Source organism: Auraticoccus monumenti, from assembly GCF_900101785.1.
In the GTDB taxonomy this organism is placed as follows: domain Bacteria; phylum Actinomycetota; class Actinomycetes; order Propionibacteriales; family Propionibacteriaceae; genus Auraticoccus; species Auraticoccus monumenti.
In genome coordinates this window covers 2,149,150-2,170,267 of sequence record NZ_LT629688.1, presented here as the reverse complement: position 1 = coordinate 2,170,267, position 21,118 = coordinate 2,149,150, and the positions used below count along the sequence as shown (strand labels likewise).

Here is a 21,118-nt window from a genome sequence, read left to right as displayed (position 1 = left end):
GGGTCGACGGGCTGGTGGGCCGGACAGACGACGACCGGCAGCCGAGGGTACCTCGGCAGCCGGTCGTCGGTGCGTGCTGCTCCGCAGCGCAGGTACACGGGGCCCCGTCGCGTGCGGTTGAGCAGGGCGTGGGCGCAGTCGGCGCAGAGGCCCGGGTCAGGCGGACCCGGGACGTCCGCGGTCACGACGCGTCCCGCCCGTGACTCACTCGGCCACGGCCTCCTGCTGCTCGCGGGAGGCCTTGACCTCCGCGTGCACGGCCTCCATGTCCAGCTCCTTGACCGCGGTGATGACTTGGTCCAGCTGGGCACCGTTCAGGGCACCGGCCTGGTTGAACACCAGGACGCCCTCACGGAAGGCCATGATGGTCGGGATGCTGGTGATGCCCAGACCACCGGCGATGTCCTGGTTGGCCTCGGTGTCGAGCTTGCCGAAGGTGATCTCCGGGTTGCTGCTCGACGCCTTCTCGTAGACGGGGCCGAACCGCTTGCAGGGCGCGCACCAGTCGGCCCAGAAGTCGATCAGCACGATGTCGTTCTCGGAGATGGTCGTGGTGAAGTTGGCGGCGGTCAGCTCGGTGGTGGCCATCGGGCGTCCTCTCGTTCGGGATCGGCGCGTCGCGCACGCCGGCGGGTCTCTTCGGTCTGCACAACCGGACCCGCGGGCCCGGTATTCCGAGTCCGGCTCACTTGATGGCGACGACCCGGCGCATCCCGACGGCGATCCGCACCGAGCCCTGCTTGCGGACCCGGTGGACCAGGTGCTCGACAGCGAGGTCGCGCCTCCGGTCCGTCGCACCGGGGAGGTAGAGGGCCTCCACCAGGCGCGCGGCGTCCTGCTCGTCCTGCACGGTGTAGAAGTACACCTCGCGCTTGTCCTCCACCCGCCGCAGCTGGTGCCAGGCCAGCAGCGCCTTGACCCCGGTGCGCTCGACCGGGTTGGGGAACTGCGGGCGGGTCCGGAGCACCCTGGTCAGCCGGGTCACCTCGGCCAGCTCCCGGGGCGGCATCAGCCACACCGAGGGCGCCAGCACCGCCAGCGCGCCACCGGGACGCAGCACCCGGGTGATCTCGTGGATGGCCCGGTCCAGCGGCTGGATCACCAGCAGCCCCAGCACGCTGGTCACCACGTCCAGCGACCCGTCGGCGAAGGGCAGCCGGACCCCGTCGGCACGCACGAACGGGCCCTCGGAGTGGCTGCGGGCCACGGCCAGCTCGGCGGCGGACAGGTCGAGCCCGACGACGGTGCGTCGCTCGGCCTGCAGCTCGCGCAGCATCGCCCCACCGCCGCAGGCCAGGTCCAGCACCCGGTGCGCCGACGGCGGCACGGCCCGCGCCAGCCAGCGGTAGGGGTTGTGGTCCCCCGAGCGGACCCGCGTCAGCACCTCCTGGACGGCGCCGGGATGGGCTGCGTGGTGGTCCTGCAGGTAGCTGCGCCAGTCGGTGGCCATGGGGCTCACTCCTCGTCCAGTGCGGCGCGCACGTCGGCGCCCAGCTCGCGGATGACGGTGCCGGGCCCGATCGGGCGCCCGGCCACGGCCGAGACCAGCGCGGACATGCCGGGCAGCGCCTCGTCCGGACCGGGACGCCCGTGGCGTCCCAGCAGCAGGGGGTTCGACCCGTCGGCCCAGGGCTGGGTCAGACGGGTCCAGGTGTCGACCCAGGCGGTCGAGATCTCCGTGGTGGAGGGGACGCCGAAGAAGTGGCCGACGGGCGCGTGGTGGCGGAGCGCGACCAGCGGCGAGGACACGTAGATGCGGGCCAGCCGCACCCGGGCGTCCAGGTCGCGCCGGACGGGCAGGTCGCCGACCAGGGCGAAGTCGCAGGGGTCGGGGCAGGTCTCACCCACGTCGGGACGCTCCCCCGCGGCGACGGTGCGGTGGTTCATGGCGCACACGGCCAGGGTGTCACCCAGCCGGGAGTGGAAGCGGTCCAGGTAGGCGGTGTAGCCGGCCCGGTCCCCGTCGGCGGCCCGGAGCGAGCGGCGGGCCGTGGTGCGCTGGGCCGAGGTGTGCGGGCACTCCCGGTCGTCGGTCCCCCAGCGCCCGCCGACGTCCTCGGCCATCCGCAGCGGGTCCCCGGCGTGGCCGAGACGGGGCTCCCAGGCCAGCTGGCTGAGGAACTCCCCGATCAGGTGCGCGGTGACCACGATCTGCAGCGGCTCCCCGCGGGCGGCGCGCAGGTCGAGCACCTCCAGCATCAGCTCGTACAGCGGCACCAGCGAGGAGAGTGCCCCGCGGCGCTCGTCGCGGGGCTCCAGCGGGAAGGCGGCGTCCACCAGCCGCCGCGCCCAGGGGCGGTCGTGCTGGGCGGCCACCGCGCCGAAGTCCTCGGCGTCCAGGTCGAGCACCCGTCGCGCCACCCTGGCCAGCCCGGCCGCCGGGGAGGCTGCGTGCCCACCCGACCCGAGCAGGCTGGCCACCGCGTCGTACCAGTGGTGGTCGAGCAACGGCCCCAGGTCAGCCACGGGACCGGACGGGGTCACCGCCGGGAGACGAACAGGTGCGAGGCCGTCTCGAGGTCCAGCTCGCAGCCCGGCTGGTCGCGGGGCACCACCCGGACACCCAGGCCGCCGGCGGACACGTCCACCTCGACCCCGGGGAGCACCCCGGCGGCGCGCAGGGTGCCCAGGAACTCCAGGTCGGACTGCACGTTCTCGCTCATCCGGCGGATCACCACGGTGGTCTCGTCCTCGCCGGAGGCCCGCACGACGTCGGACAGCATCTCCGTGCCGGCCCGGAAGTCCGGCTCGGGACGCTCCACGCCGAGCTCCACCAGCCCGGGGATCGGGTTGCCGTAGGGGGACTCGGTGGGCGACTCCAGCAGCGCCACCAGCCGCCTCTCGACGTGCTCGGAGATGACGTGCTCCCAGCGGCAGGCCTCCTCGTGCACCAGCTCCCACTCCAGCCCGATGACGTCGGTCAGCAGGCGCTCGGCGAGGCGGTGCTTGCGCATCACCCGCATGGCCAGCTCCTGGCCGTGCTCGGTCAGCTCCAGGTGCCGGTCGCCGTGCACCTTGACCAGCCCGTCACGCTCCATCCGCGCGACCGTCTGCGACACCGTGGGACCGCTGTGGTGGAGACGCTCGGCGATGCGGGCACGCAGCGGGGTGATGCCCTCCTCCTCCAGCTCGTAGATGGTCCGCAGGTACATCTCGGTGGTGTCGATCAGATCGCTCACGACAGGGTCCTCCTACGTTCGACTGGGGGCCGGGCTGCAGAGCCGACGGCCCAGCACAGCCTAGGCCATGGGTGCTCGGCCGCCCCGGTCCCGCGAGGTGGCCGACGGGCCGGGTCAGCCGTTCCCGTCCTCGTCGCCGGCGCTGCCCGGGCCCGCGGAGAAGTTCAGGTAGATCGTCTCGTCCCGTCCCGCCTGCCCGGTGGGGCTGGTGCCGATGAAGGTGCCGGCGGGCCGGCGGTCGGTGATCTCGCGCCGCTGGACGGTGAAGCCGGCCTGCTCGAGCCTGCGCTCGGCCTGGTCCGCCGACAGCCCGCGCACGCTCGGCACGTCCTCCTGGTCGCCCCGGCGGATCTCCGCCGACGGGTTGCGGAACGACGTCCGGGGCTCGTCCTCGAGGGCCTCGGTCATCGCGGGTCGCCAGATCCGCGCCCCGGCGTCCCCCCCGCCGGAGCCCTGCAGCACGCTGCCGCTCTCCGGCAGTCGCAGTCCCTCCAGCGAGCGGCGGCGGCCGTCCCAGAAGTCGCTGGTCTTGTCCACCGCGATGGAGGCGCAGCCAGCCACCTCGGGGGTGTAGCCGCAGAACCAGACGGCCTCGGTGCTGTCGGTGGTGCCGGTCTTGCCGGCGACGTCGCGGCCGTCGGCGAGACGGGCCGGAGCCCCGGTGGCCGTCATGACCTCCTCCAGCAGGGAGGTCACGCCGCGGGCCACGTCACGGTCGACGACCCGGTCGCAGCCGGCCTCGGGCACCGGCAGCTCCTTGCCGTCGCGGGAGGTGATGCTCTCCACGATGACCGGGCTGCAGTGCTCGCCCTCGGCGGCCAGGGTGGCGTAGCCCTCGGTCATCGACAGCGGGGTGACGTCCACCGAGCCCAGCGGCAGCGAGAAGATGCTGCTCTGGCTAGTCATGTCCTCACCGTTCGAGAGCTGGATGCCGACCTCGTCCATCAGCTCGGTGACGTCGCACATGCCGGCGTCACGGCCGAGCTGCAGGAAGTAGGTGTTGACCGACCAGGCCATCGCGTAGTCCATGGCCATGTCGGAGCCGGACCTGGTCGAGTTGCGGGGGCGGTACCCGTCCGGCACCTCCACGGTGCCCTCGCAGGACTCGAACTGGGTGCTGGAGAAGTCCATCACCTCCGGTGAGTCGTACCGACGGCTCAGCGGGATGCCCTCCTCCAGGGCAGCCGCCGCGGTGAACGGCTTGAACGTGGAGCCGGCCTGGAAGCCCTCCGCCCCGCCCAGGCTCTCCTCGACGGCGTAGTTGTAGTACGTCTGGCCGGCGTCGGTGCCCATCTCGGGCCGGGACTGGGCCATGGCCCTGATCAGCCCGGTGCCCGGCTCGACCATCGTCATGGTGGAGATGACGGGGTCCTCGGGGTCGATCAGGTCGGAGATGGCCTCCTCGGCCGTCCGCTGGGTGGCCTCGTCGATCCGGGTCTCGATGGTCAGCCCGCCGCGCAGGAGCATGGCCTCGCGCTCCTCGGCGGTCCGGCCCAGCGCCTCGTTCTGCAGCAGGGTGCGCCGGACGTAGTCGCAGAGGAAGGGGAACTCGGTGCCGACGCAGCCGTTCGGCGGCGGGGTGACGCCGTCGGGGTCCCAGTCGGTGTCCAGGGCCTCCTCGGCCGCGCCCTCGCTGACCAGACCCAGCGACAGCATCCGGTTGATCACCACGTCGCGGCGCTCCACGGCCGCCTCCGGGTAGAGCACCGGGTCGGTGGCCGTCGGGTTCTGCACCAGCCCGGCCAGCATGGCCGCCTGGGCCAGGTCGAGGTCGGCGGCCGGGACGCCGAAGTACTGCCGCGACGCCTGCTCCACCCCGTAGGCCCCGGCACCGTAGTAGGCGATGTTGAGGTAGTTCTCGAGGATCTCGTCCTTGGTCAGGCGCTTCTCCAGGGCGATGGCGTAACGCATCTCCTGGACCTTGCGCCCGTAGCTCTGCTCCTGGGCGGCGAGGACCCCCTCCTCGTCGCCGTTGGACTTCGCCTTCTCGACCTGGACCATCTTCACGTACTGCTGGGTGATGCTGGAGCCACCCTGGGTGGACCCGCCGGCGGTGTTCTGCAGGAAGGCGCGCAGCGTGCCGGTGACGTCGAGGGCACCGTGCTCGTAGAAGCGGTGGTCCTCGATGGCGACCTGCGCCTGGCGCATCACCGGGGCGATGTCCTCCAGGTCGACCAGCACCCGGTTCTCGTCGTAGAAGTAGGCCAGCACCGAGCCGTCGCCGGCCAGCACCCGTGAGCGCTCGGGCTGCGGGGGCGTCTCCAGCTCCTCCGGCAGCAGCTCCAGGCTCTCCGCGGCGGCCTGGCTCCCCTGCCCGGCCATGGCCGCGAAGGGGACCACGAGACCGGCCCCGAGCAGGCCCATCACCACGCTCACGACGACGAACATGGTCGCTGAGTAGAGGAGGGTTCCTGCACGCGAGGGTCTGACGGCCATGGCCTCACCGTAGGTGGGCGTGGCAAGGGCACGGGTCAGCCGGTGACCCAGCGACCCCGCCGCAGCACGGCACGGACGCCGGCGTCCTCGTCCAGCTGGACGAGGTCGGCCGGGCCACCCGGGACCAGCGACCCGACCTGCCCCAGCCGGTGCGCGCGGGCCGGCGTGCGGGTGGCCATGGTCACCGCGTCGGCGAGGTCGACCCCGGGCAGGGACGCCACCCGCTGCACGGCCTCGCCCATCAGCAGCGTCGAGCCGGCGATCGAGCCGACGGTTCCTGCGGCGTCCACCAACCGCGCCACCCGGTCCTGCACCAGGACGTCCAGCCGGCCGATCACGTAGCGGCCGTCGGCGCACCCGGTGGCCGACATGGCGTCGGTGACCAGCGCCACCCGGTCCGCTCCGGCGGCGGCCACGGCCATGGCCAGCACCTCGTCGGCCAGGTGGGTCCCGTCGGCGATCAGCTCGACCACCACGCCGGGGTCGGTCAGCAGACCCGGCACCGGGCCGGGCTCACGGTGGTGGATGGCCGGCATCGCGTTGAACAGGTGGGTGGCCACGGTGGCCCCGGCGGCCACCGCACGCGCGGTGGTGGCGGCGTCGGCCTCGGTGTGGCCGATGGCCACCCGCACCCCCGCCGCGGCGAACCGCTCGACCGCGGCCATCCCGTGCCGGCGCTCCGGGGCCAGGGTGACCATGGCCAGGGTGCCGTCGGCCGCGGCCAGCAGCGCCTCGACCCGCTCCGGCGTCGGGTCCACCAGGAGGTCCGCGTCGTGGGCGCCGCGGCGGTCGGGGTTGAGGAAGGGGCCCTCGAGGTGGATGCCGGCCAGCTCACCGGCCCGCACCAGCGGGGCCAGCGCCCGCACCTGCTCCAGCAGCGTCTCCATGCTCCCGGTGACCAGGCTGGCCATCATGGTGGTGGTGCCGCCCCGGGCGTGGGCGGCGAGGACCGTGCGCGCCTCGTCGGGGTCGGTGGTGGAGAAGCTGGCCCCGCCGCCGCCGTGCACGTGGGTGTCGACGTAACCCGGTACCACCGAGCCCTCGAGGTGCTCGTCGGCGGTGGCCCCCGCAGCCGGACCGACCGCGACCAGCCGCCCGTCGACCACCTCCAGCAGGACGTCCTCGCGCCAGCCGTCGGCCAGCAGCGCCCGTTCGGCCCGCAGCACCCGGCTCATCGGCGCCTCCCCCCGGAGCAGGTGCCTGGGACGTCGGTCGGCAGCGGGCACGAGGGGGGAGCGGTCACCGGGCCACAGTAGCGAGCGGGGCGGAGGCCGGCGCGCGGGCGATCCGGTCCGCTCAGGGCGAAATCGTGAGATCGGGGCGCAAATGCCGTTGTCTACGGCCGTCGGCGTGCTTACGGTGGCCGTACACGGAAGGGAGGTGGTTCGATCAATGAATGACAGTCGGACATGTGAGGTGGCGGCGGGCTGATTCCCGCCTGAGCCGGCACGGCGTCGGCCAATCCACCGTCGTCACCCAGACCCGCGAGCGCCGTCGTCCAACGGCCGCACCCTGCAGCGCAGCGTGCGAAGTGCTCGCGGGTCTGTCACGTCCCGGGCCGGTCGCCCCGTGACCCGGGACGCCTCCCTCACCCGCAGCGTCCGCGTCCCCCGCTCCCGCCTGGCCGGCTGGGTCACCCGGTTCGGGGAGCGCCACGGCACCCCCTCGACCGAGCCCACCCCGGAGCGCCTCCGGCTGGTGGCCCCCGACGGCGCGGTGGCGGAGCTGGTCGTGCCCTTCCTCCCCTGGACGCCGGCGGCCCCGGACCCGGTCGCCGCCCTCGTGCACCACCTGCTCCGCGAGCGCACCCTCGGGGTCGTGCTGGCCCGGCGGGGTGGTCACGCCGCCGGGGTGGTGGTCGGGGAGGAGCTGGTGGCCTCCAAGGTCGGCTCGCACTACGTCCAGGGACGCACCAAGGCCGGGGGCTGGTCCCAGCAGCGCTACGCCCGGCGGCGGGCCAACCAGGCCACCCGGGCCGGGGAGTCCGCCGCGGAGGACGCCGCCGGGGTGCTGCTCCCCCGGCTGGACCGGCTGCAGCACCTGGTGCTGGGCGGGGACCGCCGGGTGGTCGAGGACGTCCTGGCCGACCCGCGGCTGGCTCCTCTGGCCAGGGTCCCCCGGGAGCCGGACTTCCGCCCGACCGTGGACCCGAGGCTGACCGTCCTGCAGGAGCTCGACCCCACCTCGGTGCGGGTCGACCTCAACGACCTCGCCTGATCAGGGAGCCAGGCGGGTGAGCCGCCAGGCGTCGCCCGTGCGGGTGTAGAGCAGCCGGTCGTGCAGCCGGCTGGGGCGGCCCTGCCAGAACTCGATCCGGTCCGGGACCACCCGGTAGCCACCCCAGTGCGGGGGGCACGGCACCTCGACGCCCTGGAACTCCTGCTCCCGCGCGGCCCAGGCGGCCTCCAGCTCCGCGGTGCCGCCGAGCTCACCGGACTGCGGGGACGCCCACGCGCCCAGCTGGGAGCCCCGCGGGCGGGTGGCGAAGTAGGCCTCGCTCTCCGCCCTGGACACCGGGGCGGCGACGCCCTCGACCCGGACCGCACGGAAGAACGGGGCCCAGTGCACGTGCAGGGCGACGTCGGGGTTGGCGGCGATCTCGCAACCCTTGCGCGACTGCTGGTTGGTGAAGAACGTGAAGCCCTGGGCGTCGAAGCCCTTGAGCAGCACCGTCCGGACCGAGGGCCGGGCCCGTCCGCCGTCGACGTCCACCGTGGCCAGCTGGACGGCCGTCGGCTCGGGCAGCACGCCCTGCTCCTTGGCGGCCAGGGCGGTCTCCAGCCACTGGCCGAACAGCTCCAGCGGGTCGGCCGGGGCGTCGGCCCGGGAGAGGTGGGCGGCGGTGTAGTCGACGCGCTCGCGGGCCAGCTCGCCGGTCAGGTCGGACATGGGCACAGCATGCCGCACCGGGCCGCGTCGGCCAGAATGCTCCGGGTGAGCACTCCTGCAGTCCCCGCCCACCTGCTGCCCGCCGACGGCCGCTTCGGCAGCGGCCCGGCCAAGGTGCGTCCGGAGGCCCTGGCCTCGCTGGCCGGCCCCGGGGCCGCCGTGATGGGCACCTCCCACCGGCAGGCCCCCGTCCGGCAGCTGGTCGGGCGGGTCCGCCGGGGGCTGGCCGAGCTGTACGCGCTGCCCGAGGACCACGAGGTGGTGCTGGCCAACGGGGGCTCCACCCAGTTCTGGGACGTCGCCACCTTCTCCCTGGTGCAGCGGCGCAGCGCGCACGCCGCGTTCGGTGAGTTCTCCGCGAAGTTCGCCCGCGCCGCCGCCCGCGCGCCGCACCTGGACGAGCCGGTGGTCACCGAGGTCGCCCCGGGTTCGGCGGCGGTGCCCGGGGCCGTGCCCGGCGTGGACGCCTACGCCTGGGCCCACAACGAGACCTCCACCGGGGCCTGTGCGCCGGTGCAGCGGGTCGAGGGCGCCGACGAGGGCGCGCTGGTGCTGGTCGACGGCACCTCCGCCGCCGGGGGGATGCCGCTGGACGTCACCCAGACCGACGCCTACTACTTCGCCCCGCAGAAGAGCCTGGGCTCCGACGGCGGGCTGTGGCTGGCCTTCCTCTCCCCCGCCGCGGTGGAGCGGGCCGAGCGGCTGACGACCACCCGGTGGATCCCGGAGAGCCTGGACCTGTCGGTCGCCATCGCCAACTCGCGCGCGGACCAGACGCTGAACACCCCGGCGATCGCCACCCTGTGGCTGCTGGCCGACCAGCTGGACTGGCTGGCGGGACACGGGGGCCTGGACTTCGCGGTCGGCCGGAGCCGGGAGTCGGCCTCGATCATCTACTCCTGGGCCGACGCCCACCCGCTGGTGACGCCGATGGTGGCCGAGGAGTTCCGCTCGCCCGTGGTGGCCACGCTGGACCTGGACGCCTCCGTGGACGCCACGCAGGTGGCCGCGGTGCTGCGGGCCAGCGGGGTCCTCGACACCGAGCCCTACCGCAAGCTCGGCCGCAACCAGCTCCGCGTCGCGCTGTTCCCCACCATCGACCCCGAGGACGTCCGCGCCCTCACCCGGTGCGTCGACTGGGTGCTGGAGCAGCTGGCCGGCTGAGCGCTCAGCGCTCCTCGTAGAGCCAGTCGAGGTCCTCGGCGTGCTCGTGGGCCCGCCGCGGTCGCATCTCCACCCCGGCGCCCTCGGGCTCGGACCAGGTGACCCGACCGGGAGCCTCCCCGTTCAGCACGTAGTCCTCGTCCTCCGCGGCTGAGGCGGGCGACGCGGCCGCGGGCGGGGCCTGCTCGGTCGTGGACGGCGTGTCAGCCGCGACCGGCTCGCCGTCGGCGTCGACCGCCTGCTGGGAGACCGTGGTGGCCTCCTCGGGGTCCCTGGCGGGAGCGGGGACGTCACCCTCCACGAGCGGGAGCGCCGCAGCCGTCGCAGCGCCCTCCGGTGCGGGCCCGGGGGCGTCGGGCGCCGCGTCGTCGTCCTCGTCGTGACGCGGGCGTCCGACCAGGAACACCACCGCCCCACCGACCAGCGCCAGCAGCGCCGCGAGACCGACGGCCACGAACGTCCCGGTCCGGTCGCCGGCGGCGCCGTCGCCCTCGGTCTCCTCGGTCTCGGGGGCCGGCTCCTCGGTGGTCTGGTCGACGGGCCGGACCTCACCGCTCGGCTCGGAGGACGAGCCGGTGGGTGGTGCGCTCGGGTTCTGGACGTCCTCGGTCACGGCCTCGGGGACCGGCACCCGCAGCACCTGCGACCGCCGCCCCTCGCTCCCGACCAGCAGCGCCTCGCCGTCCAGGCTCTGGGTCAGCGACTCCCCCTGGGGCTGCAGCGGCAGCGGCGCGCTGGCCACCACCGAGAAGTCCTCGGGGTCCAGGACGCTGACCGAGAGGTAGCCGCGGACGACGATCCGCCCGTCGTCCAGCACGGTGGCGTCGGTCACCCAGGAGGGGGCGTCGCCGATCCGCTCGAGGGTGTTCATCCCCTGGCCGGTCGGGGTGGCCGGGGCGGCCCAGACGCCGGCCTCCTGCTCCTTGGTGATGACCAGCAGCCGTCCCTCGGGGGTGACGGCGATCGCCTCGGCGTCGCGGGCCTCACCGTCGGCGTACCGCAGGTCCCAGGCGTTGTAGGTGCTGGTGGCGCCGGGGGTGGGCATGGTCAACCGGTAGACGGTGATGAACTCGCGGTCCCCGCCGTTGTCGCCGATGTCGCCGACGTAGAGACCGTCGGGGGTGCGGGCGACGGCCTCGACGTCCACCACCGCCGCGTCGTAGGTCACCTCGCCCTGCACCTCACCGGTGGGGTCCACGGCCACCACGCGGGAGGTGTCGCCGGAGTCGTTGACCGTCCAGTACAGCCCCGCGACGGTGTCACGGGCCAGTCCGGAGGACTCGGTCACCGCGGGGTCGTCGATGGTGAGCTCCACCTCGTCGGCGGCCGCCACCAGCGGGACGCCCACCAGCAGCAGGACCGCTGACCCGGCGGCGACGCCGCGCACGACTCCAGCCAGCCTCACGGTTGCACCACGCTCCACGTCTGCTCGGGGGACTCAGACCCGACCGAGGAGGGCGGCGACGACGACGATGCCCACCAGGGTCAGCAGCACCCCGGTGACGACCAGACGTCGGGTTCGAGGTGTCACCGGCCCAGCCTATGGTGCGCGGGGCGCGGCTGCCGTTACGGTGAGGGTCATGGGCGCGTTGCGGCTCCACGCGATCGCGATCGACGAGGCACGGGACATCGTCGGCGCCGACGAGGCCCTGTCCGCACGGCTGCGTGAGATCGCCCGTGCCACCTCACCGCTCGCCGCCGGCGCCGAGCCGCCCGGGCTGCTGCGTCGCCTCGGCCCGATCTTCCGCCGTGCCCCGCAGGCCCTGGTGCTGGCCCCCGACGAGCCGACCCCCGACGACCTCGAGGTCCTGCTCTCCGGCCACTACGTCACCCGTGAGCGGGCGCTGCCCACCTGGCGGCTGCTGGAGCGGCTGGTCAGCGGCCTGGCCTGGGGCAGCCTGGTGGTCGACCTGGGACCCGCCGAGCGCGACACCGTCGACTTCGAGCTGGCCCGGGCGGGGCTGTCCAGCGACGTCGGGCTGGGCCGGCTGCTGAGCCACGACGCCAGGATCGGGGTGATGGCGCCGCAGGGCGAGTCCGCCTGCGCCCGCCCGCACTCCTTCGCCCTCGCCATGGCCGAGGCCTGGGGTCACGCCGTGGCCGAGGACTCACCGCCGGTGCGGGAGTCGCGGCACCGCGAGACGATCCGCTCCATCTCGTTCTGGCTGGACGGCATGGCCCAGTGGGGCCGGGTGGCCGCCCAGCAGGGACGTCCGGTCCCCGACCTGGTGGCCTTCGCCGTCCGCTGAGCGGCCCGGGCTCAGGCGGGGTCGACCACGAGGACCAGGTCCCCGCCCTCGACGGACTGGACGCCCTTGAGCGCGACCCGGCGCACGGTCCCGGCCACCGCGGTGGTGATCGCCGCCTCCATCTTCATGGCCTCGATGGTGGCGACGGCGGCTCCCGCCTCGACGGTGTCGCCCTCCTTCGCGGTCACCGTGACCACCCCGGCGAAGGGGGCGGCGACGTGACCGGGGTCGGAGGAGTCGGCCCGCTCGGCGGCCTTGGTGTCGACCTTGATCGACTGGTCGCGGACCCGGACCGGACGGAGCTGGCCGTTGATGGTGCACATCACCGTCCGCATCCCCTTCTCGTCCGGGGAGCTGATCGCCTCCAGCCCGAGGATCAGGTTGACCCCCTTGCCCAGCGGCACCGTGGTCTCGGTCTCCGGGCGGAGGCCGTACAGGTAGTCGGTGGTGGAGAGCCGGGCGACGTCGCCGTAGGTGTCCCGGGCGGCGGTGAAGTCCTTGGTGGGGCCGGGGAAGAGCAGCCGGTTCAGGGTGCGCTGACGGTCCCGTCCGGGCTCGTCCAGCGCGGCGGAGTCCTCCGGGTCGAGGTCCTCGGTGCGGACCTTGACCGTGCGGCCCTGCAGGGCACGGGTGCGGAACGGCTCGGGCCAGCCGCCGGGCGGGTCGCCCAGCTCGCCGGACAGGAAGCCGATCACGGAGTCCGGCACGTCGTAGGACTGGGGGTTCTCCGCGAACTCTGCCGGGTCGGCCCCGACCGCGACCAGGTGCAGGGCGAGGTCGCCGACCACCTTCGACGAGGGCGTCACCTTGGTGGGGCGCCCCAGCAGCCGGCTGGCGGCGGCGTACATCGACTCGATCTGCTCGAACTTGTCCGCCAGGCCGAGGGCGATCGCCTGCTGGCGCAGGTTGGACAGCTGCCCGCCGGGGATCTCGTGGTCGTAGACCCGCCCGGTCGGGCTGGGCAGCCCGGACTCGAAGGGCGCGTAGACCTTGCGGACGGCCTCCCAGTAGGGCTCCAGGTCCATCACCGCGCGCAGGTCCAGACCGGTCTCGCGCTCGGTGTGCTGCATCGCGGCGACCAGGGCCGAGGCCGGGGGCTGGCTGGTGGTGGCCGACATCGGCGCGCTGGCCACGTCCACCACGTCCACCCCGGCGTCGGCGGCGGCCATCAGGGTCGCGAGCTGGCCACCGGCGGTGTCGTGGGTGTGCAGGTGGACCGGCAGGTCGAAGCTCTCCCGCAGCGCGGTGACCAGCCGGCGGGCGGCGGGCGGACGGAGCAGCCCGGCCATGTCCTTGATGGCCAGCACGTGGGCGCCGGCCTCGACGCACTGCTCGGCCAGCCGCAGGTAGTAGTCGAGGGTGTAGAGGTCCTCGGCGGGGTCGCTCAGGTCGCCGGAGTAGCAGAGCGCCACCTCGGCGATGGTGGTGCCGGTCTCCCGGACGGCCTCGATCGCCGGGCGCATCTGCTCGACGTCGTTGAGGGCGTCGAAGATCCGGAAGATGTCGATGCCGGTCCGGGCGGCCTCGTCGACGAAGGACGTGGTGACCTTGGTCGGGTAGGGCGTGTAGCCGACGGTGTTGCGGCCGCGCAGCAGCATCTGGAGGTTCAGCCCGGGCATGTTGTGCCGCAGCGTGGCCAGCCGCTCCCACGGGTCCTCGTTGAGGAAGCGCAGGGCGACGTCGTAGGTGGCCCCGCCCCAGCACTCCACCGAGAACAGCTCCGGTGTCATCCGCCCGACGTAGGGCGCGACCCGCAGCAGGTCCTTGGTGCGGACCCGGGTGGCCAGCAGCGACTGGTGGGCGTCGCGGAAGGTGGTGTCGGTGACCTCGAGCCGCTTCCTGGCCCGCAGGTCGGCGGCGAACCCCTCCGGGCCCAGCTCCAGCAGCCGCTGCCGGGAGCCGGCCGGTGAGGGCTCGCGGAGGTCGACCCCGGCGGGCAGCTTGGCCCGCGGGTCGGACCAGGTGGGGGCGTCCCCGTTGGGCTGGTTGACCGTGACCTCGGCGAGCCAGCGCAGCAGCTTGGTGCCGCGGTCGGCCGGGACGTTGAGGCTGAGCAGCTCGGGGCGCTGCTCGATGAAGGCGGTGGAGACGTCGCCGGCCACGAACGCGGCGTCGTCCAGCACCGCCTGGAGGAAGGGGATGTTCGTGCTGACGCCACGGATCCGGAACTCCGCCAGCGCGCGGCGGGCCCGGGCCACCGCGGCCTCGAAGGTGCGTCCGCGGCAGGTCAGCTTGACCAGCATGGAGTCGAAGTGGGCGCTGATCTCCGCCCCGGTGTCGGCGGTGCCGCCGTCGAGGCGGACCCCGGCGCCGCCGGCGGAGCGGTAGGCGGTGATGGTGCCGGTGTCGGGGCGGAAGCCGTTGGCCGGGTCCTCGGTGGTGATCCGGCACTGCAGGGCGGCGCCGTTGATCCGGACCGAGTCCTGGCTGAGTCCGAGGTCGGCGAGGCTCTCCCCCGCCGCGATCCGCATCTGGGACTGCACCAGGTCGACGTCGGTGATCTCCTCGGTGACGGTGTGCTCCACCTGGATCCGGGGGTTCATCTCGATGAAGACGTGCTGCCCGGCCCGCTCGCCCTCGGTCTCGACCAGGAACTCCACGGTGCCCGCGCAGGAGTAGTTGATGGAGCGGGCGAAGGCCACCGCGTCGCGGCACAGGGCCTCCCGCAGCTCCTCGGAGATGTGCGGCGCCGGCGCGATCTCGATCACCTTCTGGTGGCGGCGCTGCAGCGAGCAGTCCCGCTCGAACAGGTGCATCACGTTGCCCTGGCCGTCGGCGAGGATCTGCACCTCGATGTGGCGGGGGCGTCCGACGGCCTGCTCGATGAAGCAGGTGGCGTCGCCGAAGGCGCTCTCGGCCTCGCGCATGGCGGCCTGGAGGCTCTCGCGGAGCTGGCCGGGCTCGTCCACCCGGCGCATCCCCCGGCCACCGCCCCCGGCCACGGCCTTGACGAAGACGGGGAAGCCGATCTCGTCGGCCGCGGCCACCAGGGTGTCGACGTCGTCCGAGGGCGGGCAGGAGTTGAGCGTCGGGATGCCGGCGGCCTTGGCCGCGCCCAGCGCCCGGACCTTGTTGCCGGCCAGCTTGAGCACCTCGGCCGGGGGGCCGATGAAGGTCAGCCCGTTGGCCTTGCAGGCCTCGGCGAGCCCCGGGTTCTCGGACAGGAAGCCATAGCCGGGGTAGATGGCGTCGGCCCCGCTGCGCCTCGCGGCGGCGATGATCTCGTCGATGTCGAGGTAGGCCCGGACCGGGTGCCCCTCCGCACCGATCTGGTACGCCTCGTCGGCCTTGATCCGGTGCACGGCGTTGCGGTCCTCGTGGGGGAAGACGGCGACGGTGCGGGCACCCAGCTCGTAGGCGGCGCGGAAGGCGCGGACGGCGATCTCTCCACGGTTGGCGACGAGGACCTTGGCGAACATGGGCGTGAATCTAGCGGGCCGCGGTGACAGGACCGCTCTGGTGTCCAGCAGTGCAACACGACCGACACGCGCCGGCGAGGTGCGGCGTCGGCCCCGTGGCGGCCGGGCCGGACGCCTCGCTAGGGTCGAGCCGACCGGACCGCCGCGGCCGAGAGAGCGAGACACGACGTGACGCAGACCGTGGCCCTGATCGGGGCCGGAGGGATCGCCGCGGTGCACCTGCCCGCCTGGTTGGCTCTGGGCGCCACGGTCAGGGTGCACTCCCTGAACGGGGCCGAGGACCTGGTCGCGCGCTGCGGTGGCGGCACGGTCGCCGCCACGCTGGAGGAGGCGCTGGACGGGGCCGACGTGGTGGACGTCTGCACCCCCACGGTGACCCACCCCGAGACGGTGGCCGCCGCCGCCGCGGCGGGGGCGCACGTGCTGTGCGAGAAGCCGCTGGCCCTCACCGTCGAGGCGGCCGAGGAGATGATCGCCACCTGCCGTGCCGCGGGGGTGCTGCTCTACCCCGGCCACGTCGTCCGCTACTTCCCCGCCTACGCCACCATGCACGCCGCCGTGGCCGCCGGGGAGATCGGGCAGGTGGCGGTGCAGCGGTTCACCCGCACCGGCTCCCGGCCCCAGGCCGACTGGTTCGCCGACGAGGCGGTCAGCGGCGGCATCGTGCTGGACCAGATGGTGCACGACCTCGACTTCGCGGTCTGGAACGCCGGCGCGGTGCGTGAGGTGTTCGCCCGCCGGGTCGACACCCCGCGCACCGACGAGCACCGCGGGGTGGTCAGCGCCCAGGTGGTGCTGACCCACGTCTCCGGCGCCCTCAGCTACGTCACCGGCACCTGGGCCGTCCCGGGGACCACCTTCCACACCAGCTTCGAGGTGGCCGGCACCGACGGGCTGCTGACCCACGACTCCGCGGCCCACGCGCCGCTGCGGGTCAGCGGGCGTCCCAGCTCCGCCGGCACCGGGCTGCTGCCCGCCACGGCCGGGGGTGAGAGCCCGTACCTGACCGAGATCCGGGAGATGGCCGCGGCCTTCGCCGGAGGCCCCGCCCCGCGGGTCAGCGCCGAGGACGGGCTGACCGCGGTCCGGCTGGGTCTGGCCGCCAACGAGTCCCTGCGCACCGGCGCACCCGTCACCGTCGCGACCGAGGAAGGGGCCGGCGCATGAGGATCGGCATCATGTCCTTCGCCCACCTGCACGCGGTGTCCTACGCGGGTGCGCTGCTGGCCCACCCGGAGGTCACCTCGGTGGTGGCCACGGACCCGGAGCACACCGGGCGTCCGGAGGGTGAGGCGGGCGGGCCCGCGCTGGCCGCCGAGCTGGGCGTGGAGTACGTCGACGGCTACGCCGAGCTGCTGGCCAGCGGCGTCGACGCGGTCGTGGTGTGTGCGGAGAACGCGCGGCACCGCCCGCTGGTCGAGCAGGCCGCGGCCGCCGGGGTGCACGTGCTCTGCGAGAAGCCGCTGGCCACCACCCTGGCCGACGGCGAGGCGATGGTCGCGGCCTGCCGGGAGGCCGGGGTGCACCTGATGGTCGCCTACCCGGTGCGCTTCTCCCCCGCCTTCACCGCTCTGCAGGAGACCCTCGCGTCGGGGGTCGTCGGGGACGTGGTGGCGGTCACCGGCACCAACAACGGCAGGCTCCCCAGCGGTGAGCGGGCCTGGTTCACCGACCCGGCGCTGTCCGGCGGCGGGGCCCTGGTGGACCACACCGTGCACGTGGCCGACCTGGTGGACGCCCTGCTGGACGGTGCCCAGGTCAGCAGCGTCTACGCCCGCACCAACACGATCCTGCACCCCGAGCGCGCGCCGGTGGAGACCGCCGGGCTGGTCTCGCTGGAGTACCCCGGCCCGGTGCTGGTGAGCATCGACTGCAGCTGGTCCAAGCCGCCCGCCTATCCCACCTGGGGAGGGCTGACCCTGCAGCTGGTGGGCAGCGAGGGGACGACGGCGATGGACGCCTTCAGCGAGCGCGTCGACGGCTTCTCCCAGAGCCGGGGGCCGCTCTGGTACCCCTACGGCAGCGACTCCGACGCCGCCCTGCTCGAGGAGTTCCTCGACTGCGTCCGGACCGGCCGGGCACCCCAGCCCGACGGGGAGGCCGGGCTCCGCTCGCTGCGCGTGGTCCTGGCCGCCCAGGAGTCGGCGCGGACCGGGGCCGTGGTCGCCGTGGAGGCGGGCCGAGAGTCCTAAGTTACTGACCAGTAGCCACCTAAGTTACCGGCGAGTAGCATGGGGGCATGAGCGAGGTCACCGACGTCCCGATCCGCACCGAGCCGACCGCCGAGCCCGTCCCTGCCGCCGCCCTGACGGCCGTCCTGGACGGTCGCTGGGCGAGCCAGCGCGAGCAGGCCCGCCGCATCGAGCTGCGTCACCGCGAGCCCCCCGCCTTCGACCTGGACACCGCCGCCCACCGGACGCGGGTGACCGAGCAGCTCCGTGAGCTCGGCGCCACCGGGCTGCCGATGGAGGGGTTCGCCGCGGCCGTCGGAGGGGCCGACGACATCGGCGGCGGCATGATCCTGATGGAGATGCTCGGCTACCGGGACCTGTCGCTGATGGTCAAGGCCGGGGTCCAGTGGGGGCTCTTCGCCGGGGCCATCCAGGCGCTGGGCACCGAGCAGCACCACGAGACGCTGCGCCGGGCGGTGGAGCTGGAGGTGCTGGGCTGCTTCGCGATGACCGAGGCCGGCCACGGCTCGGACGTGCAGTCGCTGCTGACCACCGCGACCTACGACCCCGACACCCAGACCTTCGACGTGCACTCCCCCGGCCCGGCCGCGCGCAAGGAGTACATCGGCAACGCCGCCCGCGACGGCGAGCTGGCCGTCGTCTTCGCCCAGCTGGTCAGCGGGGGCGCCGACCACGGGGTGCACGCCCTGCTGGTGCCGATCCGCGACGCCGACGGACGTCCCGCTACCGGGGTCACCATCGGGGACTGCGGCCGCAAGGCCGGGCTGAACGGGGTGGACAACGGCCGGCTCAGCTTCGACCACGTCCGGGTACCCCGCGAGGCGCTGCTGGACCGCTACGGCCACGTGGCCCCCGACGGCACCTACAGCAGCCCGATCGAGAGCAAGGGCCGCCGCTTCTTCACCATGCTCGGCACGCTGGTGCGCGGACGGGTCTCGGTCAGCGGCGCGGCCCAGAACGCGGCCAAGCACGCTCTGGTCATCGCCACCCGCCGGGCGCTGCAGCGTCACCAGTTCACCGGCGCCGAGGGCGGTGGGGAGGTGCTGCTGATGGACTACCGCGCCCACCAGCGACGTCTGCTGCCGGCCCTGGCGACGTCCTACGCGCTGTCCTTCGCCCAGAACGAGCTGACCTCGACCCTGCACGACCTGTGGACCGCGCGGGACGCCGGTGAGCCCGTCGACGACCGGGCCCAGCGCGAGCTGGAGGCCAGGGCCGCCGGGCTCAAGGCGATCTCGACCTGGCACGCCTCGGCCACCATCCAGGCCTGCCGCGAGGCCAGCGGCGGCGCGGGCTACCTGGCCGAGAACGCGCTGCCCCAGCTGAGGTCCGACACCGACGTCTTCACCACCTTCGAGGGCGACAACACGGTGCTGCTGCAGCTGGTCGGCAAGGGGCTGCTGACCGACTACTCCGCCCAGTTCGAGGACCTGGACTGGCGCGGCGTGGCGCGGTTCGCCGCCGAGGGCTTCGTCGGTGCGGCCATCGAGCGCACCGTCCCCCGCGGGGTCTTCCGGCGGCTCGGCCGGGGTGGTGAGGGCGTGCGCGACCGGGTCTGGCAGCTGGGTCTGCTGGAGGACCGGGAGAAGCACCTGGTGGAGACGCTGGCCTCGCGGCTGCGGCACGCCCGCTCCGGTGGAGCGGACTCCTTCACCGCGTTCAACTCCGTCCAGCCGCACCTGCTGCACGCGGCCCGGGCGCACGTGGACCGCATCGTGCTCGAAGCCACCCTGGCCGCCATCGACGCCTGCGACGACCCGGCCGTGGTCGGTGTGCTCGAGCTGGTCTGCGACCTGCACGTGCTGTCGGGACTGGAGCGCGACCGGGGCTGGTACCTGGAGCACAAGCGGATGAGCGACCGGGAGAGCAAGGAGATCACCCGCGCGGTGGACGCCCTGTGCGTCGAGCTCCGACCGCACGCCAGCACCTTGGTCGAGGCCTTCGCCATCCCGGAGCACTGGATCACCGCCGAGATCGCGCAGCCGGACAGCGCCTACTGATCCAGACCGTCGCGAGGACGGTGGTAGGCCGTGCCCCGGCCTGATCGGGAACCTCACGAACGGGTGTGACTTCACCTCGAGCCCCAGCGGGACTCCAGATTCGCGGCGGCGCCCCCGTCGATCACCACCGATCGGCGGTCCCCAGGGTGCGCACCTGAGCGCGGAAACTGTCAGACCTGGTCCGTAGCGTCGGGGTCATGGAGCTCACCGCTGCGCCGGCCCTGGAGGAGGGGTGCTGCGTCCCCGACCTCGACCAGCTGGCCCGTGCCCGCCGGGCCGCGGCGCAGGCGGAGTTCGTGCTCTGGTCGCAGATGCTGCACCACCGCGACGAGGCCCGCGCCGCACTCCAGGCCACCGAGCCGTCCCGCCACCGCGCCACCACCGGCCTCGGGAGCGTGGTGCTCGACATCGCCCAGACCCTGGCCGTCTCCGAGCTCAGCGTCGAGGTCATCCTCTCCACCGCCGACACCGTCCGCCGTACCCTCCCCGCCCTCTGGCACGCCTTCAGCCTCGGGGCCGTGGACGCCCAACGGGTCCGGATCATCCACCAGGTCCTCACCACCGCCCACACCGACACCCTCATCGGCCTCCTGGACACCCGGGCCGTGGAGTACGCCGCCACCCACACCCCCGCCGAGCTCCGCGCCTGGCTGAAGCGGCTCCGGGCCCGGATCGAACCCGACTCGACTGCCCTGGAGGCGGAGACCGCCCGGGAACGGCGACGGGTCGAGATCGTCCACGTCGAGAACGCGATGAGCTGGGTCAACGCCTACGTCCCCACCGCCATCGCGGTGGCGATCGAGAAGCGGCTCACCACCGCCGCCCGCACCCTGCCCGAGATCGACCCCGACACCGGCAAGGTCGACCAGCGCACCCAGGACCAGAAGCGCGCCGACCTGCTCTGCCACTGGCTCACCAGCTCCGAAGGAACCCAGACCACCGTCCGCGCCGAGGTCGCCATCAGCATCGACGCCCGCGACCTCATCGGCCTCACCGACGGACCAGGCACGGTCCGCGGCCACGGGATCCCTGTCCCCGCCACCTGGGTTCGCGAGCTCGCCACCCACGAGACCACCCTGTTCCGCCGCCTGGTCCTCGACCCACACGGTCAGGTCCTCGACACCACCAGCCTCGGCTACCAACCACCCGGTGCGCTACGACAGGCGCTGCAGTGGCGCGACGGACGCTGCCGGGTCGCCGGCTGCCAGGTCCCCGCCGACCGCACCGACCTCGACCACCACCACCCCTGGGAACGAGGCGGCCCCACCCACGCCGACAACCTCCGGAGCCTCTGTCGACGGCATCACCGGATAAAGTCCCACGGCCACCTCACCGCCCGCCACTACCGACCACCCGACAGCTACCGAGAACGCGTCCTCAACCAGACCGTGGTCGAGATCGACGTCCTGCACCTCCACGCCGCCTGATCATGCGCCGCGCCGCTGCAGGCCGGTTCTCAGCGGCGCGCCCTGTGGTGGAGCGTCACGACGCCCTGTGCGCGCTCGTGGAGGTCGCCGCGGAGGCGTCGAGCTGATCCTCGAGGAGTGAGCGTGCTTCGTCGAATCGCGAGTGGAAGCGGTCGTCAGCGGC

General features: G+C 73.7%; 16 protein-coding genes. 7 read left to right on the top strand and 9 right to left on the bottom strand.

The window, feature by feature from the left end; all coding sequences use genetic code 11:
• Positions 1 to 204: 204 nt before the first annotated feature.
• The 6 genes from trxA to BLT52_RS09975 form a co-directional block, all read right to left on the bottom strand.
• A complete protein-coding gene (trxA, locus tag BLT52_RS10000) occupies positions 205 to 588 on the bottom strand; it encodes a thioredoxin (protein WP_090592915.1) in 384 nt (127 codons plus the stop codon).
• A 97-nt stretch (positions 589 to 685) separates the two neighbouring features.
• The gene (locus BLT52_RS09995) at positions 686 to 1,450 is read right to left on the bottom strand and encodes a class I SAM-dependent methyltransferase (RefSeq protein ID WP_090592912.1); all 765 of its coding nucleotides are present in this window, start codon (positions 1,448 to 1,450) and stop codon (positions 686 to 688) included.
• A gap of 5 nt (positions 1,451 to 1,455) precedes the next feature.
• On the bottom strand, positions 1,456 to 2,484 hold the full coding sequence (locus tag BLT52_RS09990) for a hypothetical protein (RefSeq protein ID WP_090592909.1): 1,029 nt from the start codon (positions 2,482 to 2,484) through the stop codon (positions 1,456 to 1,458).
• On the bottom strand, positions 2,481 to 3,179 hold the full coding sequence (locus BLT52_RS09985) for a metal-dependent transcriptional regulator (RefSeq protein WP_090592907.1): 699 nt from the start codon (positions 3,177 to 3,179) through the stop codon (positions 2,481 to 2,483). The genes BLT52_RS09990 and BLT52_RS09985 overlap by 4 nt, the downstream gene beginning before the upstream one ends.
• A gap of 114 nt (positions 3,180 to 3,293) precedes the next feature.
• Positions 3,294 to 5,615 (bottom strand): penicillin-binding protein, encoded by a 2,322-nt coding sequence (locus BLT52_RS09980; protein WP_090592905.1) that lies wholly within the window; start codon positions 5,613 to 5,615, stop codon positions 3,294 to 3,296.
• Between the two features lie 35 nt (positions 5,616 to 5,650).
• Positions 5,651 to 6,790: an N-acetylglucosamine-6-phosphate deacetylase gene (locus BLT52_RS09975; protein WP_090592903.1), complete on the bottom strand. Its 1,140-nt coding sequence runs from the start codon at positions 6,788 to 6,790 to the stop codon at positions 5,651 to 5,653.
• A gap of 394 nt (positions 6,791 to 7,184) precedes the next feature.
• On the opposite strand from BLT52_RS09975, the gene BLT52_RS09970 reads away from it, so the two are divergent.
• Positions 7,185 to 7,832 (top strand): acVLRF1 family peptidyl-tRNA hydrolase, encoded by a 648-nt coding sequence (locus tag BLT52_RS09970; protein ID WP_090592900.1) that lies wholly within the window; start codon positions 7,185 to 7,187, stop codon positions 7,830 to 7,832.
• Here BLT52_RS09970 and pdxH read toward each other — a convergent pair whose 3' ends face one another.
• Entirely contained in the window at positions 7,833 to 8,504 is a 672-nt protein-coding gene (gene pdxH, locus BLT52_RS09965) for a pyridoxamine 5'-phosphate oxidase (RefSeq protein WP_090592898.1), read from the bottom strand. It abuts the gene before it with no gap.
• Positions 8,505 to 8,540: 36 nt separating this feature from the next.
• Here pdxH and serC point away from each other — a divergent pair, with 36 nt between their 5' ends.
• A complete protein-coding gene (serC, locus tag BLT52_RS09960) occupies positions 8,541 to 9,668 on the top strand; it encodes a phosphoserine transaminase (RefSeq protein ID WP_090592896.1) in 1,128 nt (375 codons plus the stop codon).
• Between the two features lie 4 nt (positions 9,669 to 9,672).
• On the opposite strand, the gene BLT52_RS09955 is transcribed toward serC, so the two are convergent.
• The gene (locus BLT52_RS09955; protein ID WP_157677047.1) at positions 9,673 to 11,073 is read right to left on the bottom strand and encodes a hypothetical protein; all 1,401 of its coding nucleotides are present in this window, start codon (positions 11,071 to 11,073) and stop codon (positions 9,673 to 9,675) included.
• A 175-nt stretch (positions 11,074 to 11,248) separates the two neighbouring features.
• Between BLT52_RS09955 and BLT52_RS09950 the strand changes: the two genes are divergently transcribed.
• Positions 11,249 to 11,917 carry a hypothetical protein gene (locus tag BLT52_RS09950; protein ID WP_090592892.1) on the top strand — a complete coding sequence of 223 codons (669 nt, stop codon included), beginning with the start codon at positions 11,249 to 11,251 and terminating at the stop codon, positions 11,915 to 11,917.
• A gap of 11 nt (positions 11,918 to 11,928) precedes the next feature.
• Here BLT52_RS09950 and BLT52_RS09945 read toward each other — a convergent pair whose 3' ends face one another.
• On the bottom strand, positions 11,929 to 15,336 hold the full coding sequence (locus BLT52_RS09945) for a pyruvate carboxylase (protein ID WP_090592889.1): 3,408 nt from the start codon (positions 15,334 to 15,336) through the stop codon (positions 11,929 to 11,931).
• A 168-nt stretch (positions 15,337 to 15,504) separates the two neighbouring features.
• Between BLT52_RS09945 and BLT52_RS09940 the strand changes: the two genes are divergently transcribed.
• The 4 genes from BLT52_RS09940 (at position 15,505) to BLT52_RS09925 (ending at position 20,955) form a co-directional block, all read left to right on the top strand.
• A complete protein-coding gene (locus BLT52_RS09940; RefSeq protein ID WP_090592887.1) occupies positions 15,505 to 16,503 on the top strand; it encodes a Gfo/Idh/MocA family protein in 999 nt (332 codons plus the stop codon).
• Positions 16,500 to 17,528 carry a Gfo/Idh/MocA family protein gene (locus BLT52_RS09935; protein ID WP_090592883.1) on the top strand — a complete coding sequence of 343 codons (1,029 nt, stop codon included), beginning with the start codon at positions 16,500 to 16,502 and terminating at the stop codon, positions 17,526 to 17,528. The genes BLT52_RS09940 and BLT52_RS09935 overlap by 4 nt, the downstream gene beginning before the upstream one ends.
• A 47-nt stretch (positions 17,529 to 17,575) precedes the next feature.
• Positions 17,576 to 19,528 carry an acyl-CoA dehydrogenase family protein gene (locus tag BLT52_RS09930; RefSeq protein ID WP_090592880.1) on the top strand — a complete coding sequence of 651 codons (1,953 nt, stop codon included), beginning with the start codon at positions 17,576 to 17,578 and terminating at the stop codon, positions 19,526 to 19,528.
• A 197-nt stretch (positions 19,529 to 19,725) separates the two neighbouring features.
• A complete protein-coding gene (locus tag BLT52_RS09925) occupies positions 19,726 to 20,955 on the top strand; it encodes an HNH endonuclease (RefSeq protein ID WP_090592878.1) in 1,230 nt (409 codons plus the stop codon).
• Positions 20,956 to 21,118 lie beyond the last annotated feature (163 nt).